Annotated in this window: 13 protein-coding genes; 4 read left to right on the top strand and 9 right to left on the bottom strand. The window is 70.9% G+C overall.

The window, feature by feature from the left end:
- Positions 1 to 36: 36 nt before the first annotated feature.
- From HRU81_11820 to HRU81_11805, 4 genes are all read right to left on the bottom strand, one after another.
- Positions 37 to 1317: an acetyl-CoA C-acetyltransferase gene (locus HRU81_11820; GenBank protein ID QOJ32742.1), complete on the bottom strand. Its 1281-nt coding sequence runs from the start codon at positions 1315 to 1317 to the stop codon at positions 37 to 39.
- A 41-nt stretch (positions 1318 to 1358) separates the two neighbouring features.
- Entirely contained in the window at positions 1359 to 1970 is a 612-nt protein-coding gene (locus HRU81_11815) for a DUF924 domain-containing protein (protein ID QOJ32741.1), read from the bottom strand.
- Positions 1971 to 2026: 56 nt separating this feature from the next.
- Positions 2027 to 2581, bottom strand: a complete 555-nt coding sequence (locus HRU81_11810; protein QOJ32740.1) for an NUDIX hydrolase — start codon at positions 2579 to 2581, stop codon at positions 2027 to 2029.
- A gap of 94 nt (positions 2582 to 2675) precedes the next feature.
- Positions 2676 to 4004 carry an MATE family efflux transporter gene (locus HRU81_11805; protein ID QOJ33391.1) on the bottom strand — a complete coding sequence of 443 codons (1329 nt, stop codon included), beginning with the start codon at positions 4002 to 4004 and terminating at the stop codon, positions 2676 to 2678.
- A 271-nt stretch (positions 4005 to 4275) separates the two neighbouring features.
- Here HRU81_11805 and HRU81_11800 point away from each other — a divergent pair, with 271 nt between their 5' ends.
- Positions 4276 to 4965: an OmpA family protein gene (locus tag HRU81_11800; GenBank protein QOJ33390.1), complete on the top strand. Its 690-nt coding sequence runs from the start codon at positions 4276 to 4278 to the stop codon at positions 4963 to 4965.
- A 2-nt stretch (positions 4966 to 4967) separates the two neighbouring features.
- Here HRU81_11800 and rpoH read toward each other — a convergent pair whose 3' ends face one another.
- The 4 genes from rpoH to ftsY form a co-directional block, all read right to left on the bottom strand.
- The gene (gene rpoH / locus HRU81_11795) at positions 4968 to 5831 is read right to left on the bottom strand and encodes an RNA polymerase sigma factor RpoH (protein QOJ32739.1); all 864 of its coding nucleotides are present in this window, start codon (positions 5829 to 5831) and stop codon (positions 4968 to 4970) included.
- A gap of 111 nt (positions 5832 to 5942) precedes the next feature.
- A complete protein-coding gene (locus tag HRU81_11790; protein QOJ32738.1) occupies positions 5943 to 6857 on the bottom strand; it encodes a cell division protein in 915 nt (304 codons plus the stop codon).
- A gap of 12 nt (positions 6858 to 6869) precedes the next feature.
- Positions 6870 to 7571 carry a cell division ATP-binding protein FtsE gene (gene ftsE / locus HRU81_11785; GenBank protein ID QOJ32737.1) on the bottom strand — a complete coding sequence of 234 codons (702 nt, stop codon included), beginning with the start codon at positions 7569 to 7571 and terminating at the stop codon, positions 6870 to 6872.
- Positions 7568 to 8548, bottom strand: a complete 981-nt coding sequence (gene ftsY, locus HRU81_11780) for a signal recognition particle-docking protein FtsY (GenBank protein QOJ32736.1) — start codon at positions 8546 to 8548, stop codon at positions 7568 to 7570. The genes ftsE and ftsY overlap by 4 nt, the downstream gene beginning before the upstream one ends.
- A gap of 68 nt (positions 8549 to 8616) precedes the next feature.
- On the opposite strand from ftsY, the gene rsmD reads away from it, so the two are divergent.
- The 3 genes from rsmD (at position 8617) to ggt (ending at position 11449) form a co-directional block, all read left to right on the top strand.
- Positions 8617 to 9219 carry a 16S rRNA (guanine(966)-N(2))-methyltransferase RsmD gene (rsmD, locus tag HRU81_11775; GenBank protein QOJ32735.1) on the top strand — a complete coding sequence of 201 codons (603 nt, stop codon included), beginning with the start codon at positions 8617 to 8619 and terminating at the stop codon, positions 9217 to 9219.
- 29 nt (positions 9220 to 9248) lie between these two features.
- Positions 9249 to 9719: a pantetheine-phosphate adenylyltransferase gene (gene coaD, locus HRU81_11770; protein QOJ33389.1), complete on the top strand. Its 471-nt coding sequence runs from the start codon at positions 9249 to 9251 to the stop codon at positions 9717 to 9719.
- Between the two features lie 98 nt (positions 9720 to 9817).
- Entirely contained in the window at positions 9818 to 11449 is a 1632-nt protein-coding gene (gene ggt, locus HRU81_11765; protein ID QOJ33388.1) for a gamma-glutamyltransferase, read from the top strand.
- On the opposite strand, the gene mutM is transcribed toward ggt, so the two are convergent.
- A complete protein-coding gene (gene mutM / locus HRU81_11760) occupies positions 11373 to 12272 on the bottom strand; it encodes a bifunctional DNA-formamidopyrimidine glycosylase/DNA-(apurinic or apyrimidinic site) lyase (protein ID QOJ32734.1) in 900 nt (299 codons plus the stop codon). The two genes, ggt and mutM, sit on opposite strands and share 77 nt — an antisense overlap.
- Between the last annotated feature and the right edge of the window lie 91 nt (positions 12273 to 12363).

Genomic DNA, 12363 nt, shown 5'->3' with positions numbered 1-12363 from the left:
TCCCGTGACGATTGGCCAGGCGCCGATGTTACCGGATCAGCGCTCGACGATCGCGGTGACGCCCATGCCGCCCGCGGTGCAGACGGATATCAGGCCGCGGCCCGAGCCGCGCCTGTCGAGCTGGCTGGCGAGCGAGCCGAGGATGCGCGCGCCGGTGGCGGCGAAGGGGTGCCCCAGCGCGAGACTGCCGCCCATGACGTTGAGCCGCTCGCGGTCGATCGCGCCGAGCGGCCGCCCGCGGCCGAGGCGTTCGCGGCAGAACTCGCTGCTCTCCCAGGCCTTCAGCGTGGCGAGCGCCTGCGCGGCGAAGGCCTCGTGGATCTCGTAGAGGTCGAAATCCTGCAGCGTGAGATTCGCGTGTTGCAGCATGGTGGAGACCGCGTAGGCGGGCGCCATCAGCAGGCCCTCGCCACCGACGAAGTCCACGGCGGCCACCTGGCCGTAGCGCAGCCAGGCCAGCACCGGCAGGCCGCGCCGTGCCGCCCAGTCCTCCGAGGCGAGCAGCACCGCCGCCGCGCCATCGGTGAGCGGCGTGCTGTTGCCCGCGGTCATCGTGCCCTGCGGCCCGCGGTCGAATACCGGCTTGAGCGCGGCGAGTTTCTCCAGCGTGGTGTCGCGTCGCAGGTTGTTGTCCTCGCGCACGCCGTTCCACGGCATGACGAGGTCGGCATGGAAGCCGGAGTCCCAGGCCCGCGCGGCATTGCGGTGGCTGGCCAGCGCCAGCTCGTCCTGCGCCTGGCGGCTGATGCCCCAGGCCTTGGCGGTGATCTCCGTGCTTTCGCCCATCGACAGCCCGGTGCGCGGTTCCACCACCGTGGGCAGATCCGGCCTGAAGTGGCGCGGCCGCAGGCCCAGCCAGGGTGCAATGCGCTCGGCTGCCGTGCGCCCGCGATGGCTGCGCAGCAGGATGCGGCGGTACTCGTCGGGATAGACGATCGGCGTGTCGCTGATGGTGTCGGTGCCGGCGGCGATGCCGGAATCGATCTGTCCCAGCGCGATCTTGTTGCCGATGAGGATCGCCGCCTCGAGGCTGGTGCCGCAGGCGCGCTGCAGGTCGAACGCCGGGGTCTGCGGCGCCAGCCCGCTGCCGAGCACGCATTCGCGGGCGAGGTTCCAGTCGCGCGAGTGCTTCATCACCGCGCCGAGGGACACATCGCCGAGGCGCTCGCCGCCCAGCCGGAAGCGCTCCACCAGCCCCTGCAGCACGGCGGTCATCATGTCCTGGTTGGATGCCTCGGCGTAGCGGGTATGCGCACGGCAGAAGGGAATGCGCAGGCTGCCGACGATGGCAACGCGGCGGATGGGCTGGTAGTGCATGCGGGTTCCCTCCCTGGAGGGCAGCTGTCTGGCTGGCGCCGCTACTGGCCGAAGCGCGGTGCCTCGGCGGCGAGATAGGATTCTTCCTCGGGCGTGTTGCTGCGCCCCAGGACCCGGTTGCGATGCGGGAAGCGCCCGAAGCGGGCGACGATGTCGCGATGGAGTTCCGCAAACTGCGCGAAGGTCAGGAACGTCTCCCGCAGGGTGTCGGAGACGCCTTCGGCCAGCGCGTTGTAGATGCGCACTGACTTGTCCTGGACAGCGGCGGACTCGGCGTGCTGCAGCGGCATGAAGAAGAACACCCGCTGCACCGGCGACAGCGTGCGGTACTCGTTGCCCATGGAACCCTCGATGCAGAGCTTCAGGGCGCGTCGGTCCCCGGCGAAGGCCTGCGCGGTGCCGCGATGGATGTTGCGGCAGAACTGGTCGAGCAGCAGGATCAGGGCGAGCCGCCCCTCGGCGGTGGCGGCCCAGCCGTCGAGGTCGCCTGCCAGGGCGCGCTCCAGCAGCGCGCCGAACTCGGTGCGGATCCGCTCGTCGAGGGCCTGATCGCTGCCGAACCAGCGCTCCATCCGGCTGTCGATCTGCGGCGCATCGAGCTCCGCGGCCGAGAACCAGAACTCGAGGACCTTCCGGATCGCTTCATCCTGCATGGCGGGCCATCATCGCAGGCAGGCCGTGGCGCAGCAACCGCAGCGTGCCGGGCATCTCACTGCAACCAGCCACGCAGCGCGCCCAGCTGCAGCAGCCCGGCGACGCTCAACGCATCGGTGATGCCGCCGCTGCGCGCCATGTGGATCGCCTCCAGCACCGGCAGCCTGCGGACCTCGATTTTCTCGGTGGACTCGAACTCCGTCTCGCCCTCGGTCAGGTCCTCGGCGACGAACACGTAGCCTTCCTCGTCGGTCACCGAGTTGCTGGTGTGGAGGAACAGGATCTGTTCCCAGCGTCCGGCACTGAGGCCGGTTTCCTCCTTCAGCTCGCGGCGCGCGGAGTCGAGCACGCTGGCCGGGTGCGGGGAGCCGCCCATGGGGATCTCCCAGGAATAGCGCTTGAGGCAGTAGCGGTACTGGCCGACCAGCCAGGTGTTGCCCGCGTCGTCCAGCGGAATGATGCCGACGGCCTTGCTGCGGAAGCTGACCCGGCCGTAGAGGGCGGGCCTGCCGGACGGATCCAGGCAACGCTCCTCCCACAGTTCCAGCCAGGGGTTGGCATAGACCTGGCGCACCGAAAGGGTGGTCCAGGGATTATCGCTTCTCTTCATGGGTGGCTGGCGCCAGGCCGGCGCCCTCCCTTCATGGCATCGTCCCGGAAAGCAGGCGCGATCATGACATGCGGGCGGCAGCGGCGCCGTGGATTCAGCCGGCGGCGAGGGCATCGCGGTGCACCAGGCGGCGAAACCACAGGTGCATGCCGATGCCGCGTGCGGCCATGAAGGCGGTAAACGCCAGCCAGAGCGCGTGGTTGCCCAGCGGCTGCGCCAGGTACCAGGCCGGCAGGAATACCAGCAGTGCCGCGCCCATCATCACCTGGCGCATCTCGCGTGAGCGCGTCGCACCGACGAACACCCCGTCATAGAGGAAGCTCCAGGCCGAGACCAGCGGCAGCATGGCCAGCCACGGCAGGTAGTCGCGGGCCGCGGTGCGGATGGCCTCGATGCCGGTCAGCGCATCGATGATCCGGCCACCGAGCAGGCCGTAGGCCAGGGTGAAGGCGCCGGCGAACAGCAGCGACCAGCGCAGGCCCCGGGCCACCACCTGCCGCAGTCCTTCACGGTCCGCGGCGCCGACAGCCCTGCCGACCAGGGCCTCGGCCGCATGGGCGATGCCATCGAGCGCATACGAGGTGAAGTACTGGAAGTTGAGCAGTACCGCGTTTGCGGCCAGGATCACCTCGCCGGCGCGCGCACCGCGGGCGGTGATGAAGGCGAAGACGAACATCAGCGACAGGGTGCGCAACAGCAGGTTGGCATTGATGCCGGCAAGCCGGCGGTAACTGGCGATGTCGGCCAGCCAGGCCGGTTGCCAGCGTCCCGGGCAGCGGGCGAGTTCCTGCCTGACGTACATGGCGCCCACGGCGAGGCCGGCCAGCTCGGCCAGCAGCGTGGCCAGCGCCACGCCGCGCACCTGCAGGCCGAGCCCGGTGACGAACAGCACCGAGAGCGCGACATTGACCAGGTTCGTAGCCAGCGTCAGCGCCAGCGGGCCCCGGGCGTTCTGCATGCCGAGCAGCCAGCCGACGATGACGAAGTTGGCGAGCGAGGCGGGCGCGCTCCAGATGCGCACCGCGAAATACTGGCGCGTCAGCCCGGCCACCTCCGGGCCCGGCCCGAGCACCGCCAGCCCGAAGCCGACGATCCACGCCTGCAGCACGATCATGGCCAGGGCCAGCAGCGCAGCCATGGCCAGTGCCTGGCCCAGGGCCTGGCGCGTGGCATCGCCGCGGCCGGCGCCGAAAGCCTGGGCGGTGACGCCGGTGGTGCCCATGCGCAGGAAGTTCAGCCCCATGAACAGCACGGTGAACAGGGTCGAGCCGGTGGCGACCGCGCCGAGGTACCGGGGCTCGTCGAGATGGCCGACCACGGCGGTGTCGACCAGGCCGAGCAGCGGTGTCGTCACGGAGGAGAGGATCATCGGCGCGGCGATCCGCCAGAGGGCGCGGTCGCCGTATGGGGCTGCCCCGGCCATGCGCGTCAGGGCGAACACCGACCGTGACCGGGTTCACGCAGCCGGGCCGGGGTCCCGGCTGGCGCTGGAACCGGCCGCAGTCCGGGCAGTCGAACCAGTCTCGCAGGGCCGGGCGTCATGGGATCGACGCTAAGGCTTTCCCGGGGCACCGACAACCGTGGCCACGTGGGGCAAGTGCGGGCGGACCCGGTTGCCGGGAGCCCGTGATTCTGGGATAAGGTGGCCCGCCCGCGCGGGCCTTTTTCAGGAGCGGAATATGCTGATGAATGGTATGGCGAGGAAGGCCGGACTGGCCGGCCTGATGGGGCTGATGGTCCTGGCTGGCGGCTGCGAGTACATGCAGACCACGGATCCCTACACGGGCCAGACCGAGGTCAACAAGACCACCAAGGGTGCGGCCATCGGCGCGGCCACGGGTGTGGCCATCGGGCTGATCACCGGCAACGACTCGGCCCAGCGCAAGAAGAACGCCCTGATCCTCGGCGGCGTCGGTGCGGTGGCCGGCGGCGCCGTCGGCAACTACATGGACCGCCAGGACGCGGCGCTGCGGGCCAGGCTGCAGGGTACGGGGGTCAGCGTGACCCGCACCGGCCCGAAGGGCGAGAACATCACCCTCAACATGCCGGGCAACATCACCTTCGCGGTGAACAGCGGCGACATCAACTCGTCGTTCTACCCGGTGCTCGACTCCGTGGCCCTGGTGCTGAAGGAATTCGACAAGACCATGGTCGAGGTGGCCGGCCACACCGACAGCGACGGCAGCGATTCCTACAACCAGCTGCTGTCGGAGAAGCGCGCCAACAGCGTGGTCGCCTACCTGACCTCGCGTGACCTGCGCGCCGACCGCTTCATCGCCGTCGGTGCCGGCGAGAGCCGGCCGATTGCCAGCAACGCCACGCCCGAGGGCAAGGCGCAGAACCGGCGGGTGGAGATCACCATCGTGCCGCTGACGGCGAACTAGCCTCAGGCTGCGACGGCACCCCGCAGGGCACGCATCGCCTGCTGCTCGATCTGGCGTACCCGCTCGGCCGAAATCCCGAAGCGGTCCGCCAGGTCCTGCAGCGTGGCCTTCTCCTCTGCCATCCAGCGCGCCTGGATGATGGCGCGGCTGCGCTCGTCGAGCCGGCCGAGGGCCTGGTGCAGCTGTCCGGCGGTGCGCTCCTGCCAGTCATCATGCTCCAGCTGTTCCGCCGGGTCGGCGTTGGGCGCCGGCAGGTAGGCGGCCGGAGACACGCTGTTCTCGTCGCTGTCGCTCGGCACCGGATCGAAGACCAGGTCATGGCCGGCGAGGCGCTGCTCCATCTCGGTCACCTCGCGGGCCGGCACGCCGAGGTCGCGGGCGATGGCCTCGGTTTCGTCGCGGGACAGCCAGCCGAGGCCGGTCTTGGCGCGGCGGAGATTGAAGAACAGCTTGCGCTGCGCCTTGGTGGTCGCCATGCGCACCAGGCGCCAGTTGCGCAGCACGTATTCGTGGATCTCGGCGCGGATCCAGTGGACGGCAAAGGACACCAGCCGCACGCCGACCCCGGGGTCGAAGCGCTTCACGGCCTTCATCAGGCCGATGTTGCCTTCCTGGACCAGGTCGCCGAGCGGCAGGCCATAGCCGGAATAGCCGCGGGCGATGTGCACCACGAAGCGCAGGTGGGCCAGCACCAGTTCGCGGGCGGCGTCGAGATCGCCGGCTTCGCGAAGGCGGTGGGCCAGGCGCTGCTCCTCCTCCGCCGGCAGCACCGGAATGGTGTTGACGGCCTGGATGTAGGCATCGAGGCTGCCAACCGGCCCGGCGAGGGCCAGCTGGCGTGACTGGCTGACGAGAGCGGCGTTCATCGGGATCGGGATCCTCCTTGCTGAAGTCATCCTAGCACTCGCCCGGTTTGAGTGCTAACGACTGCCAAGGTTCCCGACACGGTGTCTGCCGGACTACGGCAGATCAATGACTTACACCTGCGGTTCGATGGCCGAGAGGTGCCGGCCGACCGCCAGCCAGGCGCCGGCCCAGCCCGAGGCCAGGCCTGCTCCCAGCACCAGCAGCGCCGTGTCGGGCGACAGGCCGAAGCCCGCGAAATCAGTCCCGTACAGTTGCAGCAGCCGCTGCATCGGGCCGCGGAGCAGGAGCAGCGCCCCGGCCAGCAGCAGCAGGGCCACGGTCCCGCCCAGCAGGCCGTACCAGAAGCCGATGTAGAGGAACGGCCGGCGCACGAAGGCGTCGGTGGCGCCCAGCAGCTTCGATACCTCGATCTCCTGGCGCCGGTTCTGGATGTCCAGGCGGATGGTATTGCCGACGATGAAGATGACCGCCGCGACCAGCAGCACCGCGGCGATCCAGATCCCGCGACGGACCAGGTCGAGGATGGCCGCCAGCCGCATCAGCCACTGGGTGTCGAGCTGTACCAGGTCGACTTCGGGCTTCGCCGCCAGCTCGGCCTTCAGCGCATCGAGCGCGGCGGGCGCGGCATCGGCATCCGGGCGCACCACCAGCGTGTGGGGCAGCGGGTTCTGCCTGAGCGCCTTCAGGGCCTCGCCGAAAGCCGGATCACGGCCGAACTCGGCGAGTGCCGTGTCGGCCTCGATCACCCGCGTGTCGCTCACGCCTGGATGGCTGGCGAGCGCACGCGCGAGCTTGCGTGCCACCTCGAGGTCGGTGCCCGGCTTCAGGTAGACGGAGAAATCGCGGATGTCGGACCAGCCGCTGGCGAAGCGCTGCCCGCCCTGCACGAGGAGTTGCAGGCTGGCCGGCAGTGCCAGCGCAATGCCGATGACACCGATGGTGAGCAGCGTCGCGACCGGCTGGCGGCTCAGCTGGCCGAGGGCCGCGAGCGCGTTCTGCAAATGGCGGCTGAGGTAGGTGCCCATGGCTGGTCCTGGCTAGCCCGCCGCGGATTGCGCCGGCGGCGCGGTGGCCAATGGCGCATCCCCGGACAGCACGCGGCCCTGGCTCAGCACCACGTGCCGGCCACCGATGCGACCGGCCAGCGCCAGGTCATGGGTGGCGATGACCATGGTGACACCGACCTCGTTGAAACGGCGGAAGAGCTGCATGATCTCCAGCGACAGCTCGCCGTCGAGGTTGCCGGTGGGTTCGTCGGCGATCAGCAGCCGGGGACGTGCCACCACGGCCCGGGCGATGCCGACGCGCTGCTGCTCGCCGGCCGAGAGCGTGCGCGGAGCATGGCGTTCCTTGTCGAGCAGGCCGACCTGGTCCAGCGCCGCGCGCACGCGCTTCTCGATATCGCGCCGGGCGAGGCCGGCGATGACCAGGGGCAGGGCCACGTTGTCGAAGGCGGAACGGCCGTCGAGCAGCTTGTGGTCCTGGAACACCATGCCGACCTGTTGCCGGTAGGCGGGGATCTCCCGCGCCGGCATGCGCCCGACGTTGCGGCCGTCCACCAGCAGCTGGCCCTGGGTCGGCCGCTCGACCAGCGCCAGCAGCTTGAGGATGGTGCTCTTGCCGGCGCCGGAATGGCCGGTGAGGAAGATCATCTCGCCGGGGCCGATCTCCAGCGAGACCTCGCGCAGCGCCTCGCGGCCCCCCTTGTAGAGCTTGGTGACCTTGTCCAGACGGATCACGGTGCGGTGCCGGCCAGCGCCGCGGCGAACTGCGCGGCGTCGAAGACATCGAGATCGGCGGCGTCCTCGCCGACGCCGACATAGCGGAACGGCACCTCGAGGCGGTCGGCCAGCGTCAGCAGCACGCCGCCTTTGCCGCCGCCGTCGAGCTTGGTCATGCTGATGCCGGTGAGGCCGACGGCCTGGTGGAACTGCAGCGCCTGGTTGATGGCGTTCTGGCCGAGGCTGGCGTCGAGCACCAGCATCTTCTCGTGGGGCGCGGCCGGGTCCACGCGCCCGGCGACGCGCACCACCTTGGCAAGTTCCTGCATCAGCCCGGCCTGGTTCTGCAGGCGCCCGGCGGTGTCGGCCAGCACCACATCGATGCCGCGGGCCGTGGCGGCCTGCAGTGCGTCGAAGACCACGGCGGCGGAATCCGCGCCGGGCTGCTGCGCGACCACCGGCACGCCGTTGCGCTCGCCCCAGGCCTGCAGCTGCTCGATGGCGGCGGCGCGGTAGGTGTCGCCGGCGGCGAGCATCACCCTGAGTCCCTCGTCGCGGTAGCGGCGCGCGAGCTTGCCGATGGTGGTGGTCTTGCCGGAGCCGTTCACGCCGATCATGAGGATCAGGAACGGCTTGCCGCCGCGCGGGATGGCGAGCGGCTGCGCCCGCGGCCGCAGGATCTCCTCCAGCGTGGCGGCCAGCGCCATGCGCGCGCCGGCGACGTCGACGATGGCGTCGCGACCGATGCGCTTGCGCAGGCCTTCGATGATGCGCTCGCTGGTCTCGATGCCGACATCGGCGAGCAGCAGCTGGTCCTCGAGCTCGGCGAGCACCGCCGGGTCGAGCTTGCGCCCGGCCAGCCAGTCGAGCGCCACGCCGAGGCCGAGCCCGCGGTTGAGCTTCTGCTTCAGGCGCTGGAAGAACCCGGGGCGCGTGGCTTCCCGGGCAGGGGTCGGCTGTGTCATGCGCGGCATGTTAGCGGAAGCGGCGGGCATTGCAGAGGCATGCGGCGCGGCCGGCGTTGCGCGGCGGCGCGCGGTTTCTGCTACAACGTCGCGTCATCATGGCACGCAGCAAATCCAGGGGAACCGCAGCGGGCGAGCCGCCGGGCCAGGTCCGCATCATCGGCGGCAGCTGGCGCGGCCGGCGCGTGCCGGTGGTGGCTGCGCCCGGGCTGCGTCCGACGCCCGACCGGGTGCGCGAGACGCTGTTCAACTGGCTCGCGCCGGTGATCTCCGGGATGCGCTGCCTGGATCTCTATGCCGGGACGGGCGCCCTGGGCCTGGAGGCGCTCTCCAGGGGCGCAACCGGGGTCTGCTTCGTCGAGAGCCAGCCGCCGGTGGCGCGCGCCCTCGAGGATGTCCTCGGCCGGCTGGGCTGCACGGCGCCCCGGGCCAGCGTGGTGGTCGCCGATGCCAGGCGCTTCCTCGGCGGTGTGCCGCAGCCCTTCGACCTCGTGTTCCTCGATCCGCCCTTCGGCGAAGCCGCGCTCGACGAGTTGTGTACACTTCTCGACGGCGGCTGGCTCGCCGGCAACGCCCGCCTGTACCTGGAGATGGCGCGCGACCAGCCCCTGCCACCGCTGCCGCCGGGCTGGGTGGTCCTGCGGGAGAAAGCAGCGGGCCAGGTGCGCTTCGCGCTGGTCCAGCGTCCCGCCAGTCCCTGAGGGAGTACAGAACAGTGCCAGTCGGTGCCATGTATCCGGGGACCTTCGATCCCTTCACCAACGGCCACCACGAGCTGGTGCGGCGGGCCGCCCGCATTTTCGACGAGGTGGTCGTTGCCGTGGCGGCCAGCCCGCACAAGGCGCCGATGTTCGACCTCGAGGATCGCATGCGCCTGGCCCGCGAGGTCCTCGCCGACCTGTCCAACGTGCGCGTCGATGGCTACACCGGGCTGACGGTGGGCTACGCGAAGGCCAACGGGCTGAAGGTCGTGATCCGCGGGCTGCGCGCGGTGTCCGACTTCGAGTACGAGTTCCAGCTGGCCAGCATGAACCGCCACCTGGAGAGCGGCGTCGAGACGATCTTCATGACACCCGCCGAGCAGTACACCTTCGTGTCCTCGACGCTGGTCCGCGAGGTGGCGGCCCTCGGCGGCGATGTGACGGCGTTCGTGCATCCGCGGGTGGCCGAGGCGCTCGGCCGCCGGTTTGGCCGGCGCTGAGGCCGCGGTCCGTGCGCAGCGCAGCCCTGGGTCGGCGCCAGTCCGTGCCGTGCCGTGTCGTTCTCGCGGGTTTCGTCCTCGTCGCGCTCGGCTTCGTCGTGCCCGCCGGGGCCGCGGCGCCTGGCAGGCCGGGCAAGGCCGCCATTGCGGCGGCGCAGCCGCTGGCCGTTGCCGCCGGAGAGGAAGTGCTGGCTGCCGGCGGCAACGCCTTCGACGCTGCCGTGGCCGTGAGCGCCGCGCTGGCGGTGGCCGAGCCCTATGCCTCCGGGCTCGGTGGTGGCGGCTTCTGGCTGCTGCACCAGGCCCGCGGTGACCGCGACGTGCTGATCGACGGGCGCGAGACGGCACCCGCCGCGGCGACTGCCGGCATGTATCTCGACGCCGCCGGCAATGTCATCCCCGGTGCCAGCCTGGATGGCCCGCTGGCGGCGGGCATTCCCGGCGAGCCGGCCGCGCTGGTGCATATCGCCAGGCAGTACGGCCGCTTGCCCCTGGCGCGCAGCCTCGCTCCCGCCATCCGCCTCGCCGAGGAGGGGATCGCCATGGAAGCGGGCATGCAGGCGGGCCTGCGGTTCCGCCGTCAGGCGATGGAGAAGTCGCCGGCGCTGATGGCGGTGTTCTTCCCGGGCGGGGAGCTGCCGGCGGCCGGCGCGCGCCTGCGCCAGCCGGACCTCGCCGTGACGCTGCGCCGGCTGGCCGCTTCGGGCTTCGACGGCTTCTACCGCGGGCCCACCGCGACGGCGCTGGTGGAGGGCGTGCGTGCCGCGGGCGGCATCTGGTCCGCCGCGGACCTCGCCGGGTACAGGGTCATCGAGCGCGAGCCGGTGCGCGGCCGCTACCGCGGCGTGGAGATCATCTCCGCGCCACTGCCTTCGGCGGGAGGCATCGGCCTGGTGGACATGCTCAACATGCTCTCGGGCTGGGATCTCGACAAGCTCGATGGCGCCACCCGCAAGCACCTCGTCATCGAAGCCATGCGCCGCGCCTACCGCGATCGCAGCGTCTGGCTCGGCGATCCGGCATTCAGCGAAGTGCCCGTCGCGCAGCTGCTCAGCCCGTTCTACGCCGCCGGCCAGCGTGCCTCCATCCGCCTGGATCGCGCCACGCCGAGCGATCTGCTGCCCGCAGGCAGGGCGGATGGCAGCGAAGGCCATGACACCACGCATTTCTCCATCCTCGATGCCGACGGCAACCGGGTGGCGGGTACGCTCTCCATCAATACCTGGTACGGCTCGGCCTTCATGCCGCCCGGCACCGGCGTGATCCTCAACAACGAGATGGATGATTTCACCGTGAAGCCGGGCACCGGCAACGCCTACGAGCTGCAGGGCGCGAGCGCCAACGCCATCGCGCCGGGCAAGCGCATGCTCTCCAGCATGACGCCGACCTTCCTCGAGTCCCCGCGCGGCGTGGCCATCCTCGGCACGCCCGGCGGCAGCCGCATCATCACCATGGTGCTGCTGGCGGCGCTGGACTGGATGGACGGCCACGACGCGGCTTCCATGACGGCACTCAGGCGCTACCACCACCAGTTCCAGCCGGACGTGGTGACCTACGAGCGCGGTGCGTTCAGCGACCAGGAGATACAGGCGCTGGAGGCCATGGGACACCGGCTCAAAGCCAGCAGCCGCGATTACGGCAACATGAATGTCGTCACCTGGGACTACGTGACCGGGAAGGTGCAGGCCGCGAGCGACCCGCGCCGCGAGGGCGAGGCCCTGGTGTACTGAGGCCGCCGCGCGGCTGGCAGCCCGGGCAGTAGAACGTCGAGCGCTGTCCCTGCGTGAGCTGGCGGATCGGCGTGCCGCAGGTGCCACAGGGCTGGCCGGTGCGGTCATAGACCCGCAGCGCCTGCGCGAAGTAGCCGGGCTCGCCGCTGCTGCCGTGGAAGTCGCGCAGCGTGGTGCCGCCAAGCGCCACGGCTTCGCCGAGTACCTCGCGCACGGCGGCGGCGAGGCGCTCCATGTCCGCGAGCGGGATGCGCCCCGCCGCGCGGCAGGGATGCAGGCCGGCGCGGAACAGCGCCTCGCTCGCATAGATGTTGCCGATGCCGACGACGATCGCGGCGTTCATGATGAACGGCTTGATGGCCAGGCGCCTGCCGCGTGCCCGGTCCCGCAGCCAGGCACCGCTGAAGCCCGGTTCCAGCGGCTCAGGCCCGAGATGCGCGAGCAGCGGATGCGCCAGCGGCTCGCTCCCCGCCCAGAGCAGCGAGCCGAAGCGGCGGGGATCGTGGAAGCGGATGCGCTGGCCGCGATCGAGGACGATGTCGAAATGGTCGTGCCTGCCGGGCGCCTGGTCGCTTTCCAGCACGCGCAGGCTGCCCGACATCCCGAGGTGCAGCAGCGCCGTGCCCCGCGAGGTTTCCAGCAGCAGGTACTTGCCGCGCCGACCGACCTGTCGCACGCGCGAGCCGGCCAGCCGGGCGCCGAGCCCTGGCGGGATCGGCCAGCGCAGGCGGCGCTCGCGCACCACCAGCTCGCGGATGCGCCGGCCCTCCATCCAGGGCGCGATGCCGCGCCGCGTGGTCTCGACCTCGGGCAGTTCAGGCACGCGATGGCTTCGGCGCAGGGCGCGAAGCGTTGCGGCAAGTGGTGGTTGCCCTGGGCCGGGATCGTGACTGGTCCCTTGGTGGGCCCGGCGG

It is taken from the genome of Gammaproteobacteria bacterium (assembly GCA_015709695.1).
Classification (GTDB): Bacteria; Pseudomonadota; Gammaproteobacteria; order Steroidobacterales.
The sequence above is the reverse complement of the archived record's forward strand: the minus strand, read 5'-3'. Positions and strand labels throughout refer to the sequence as shown.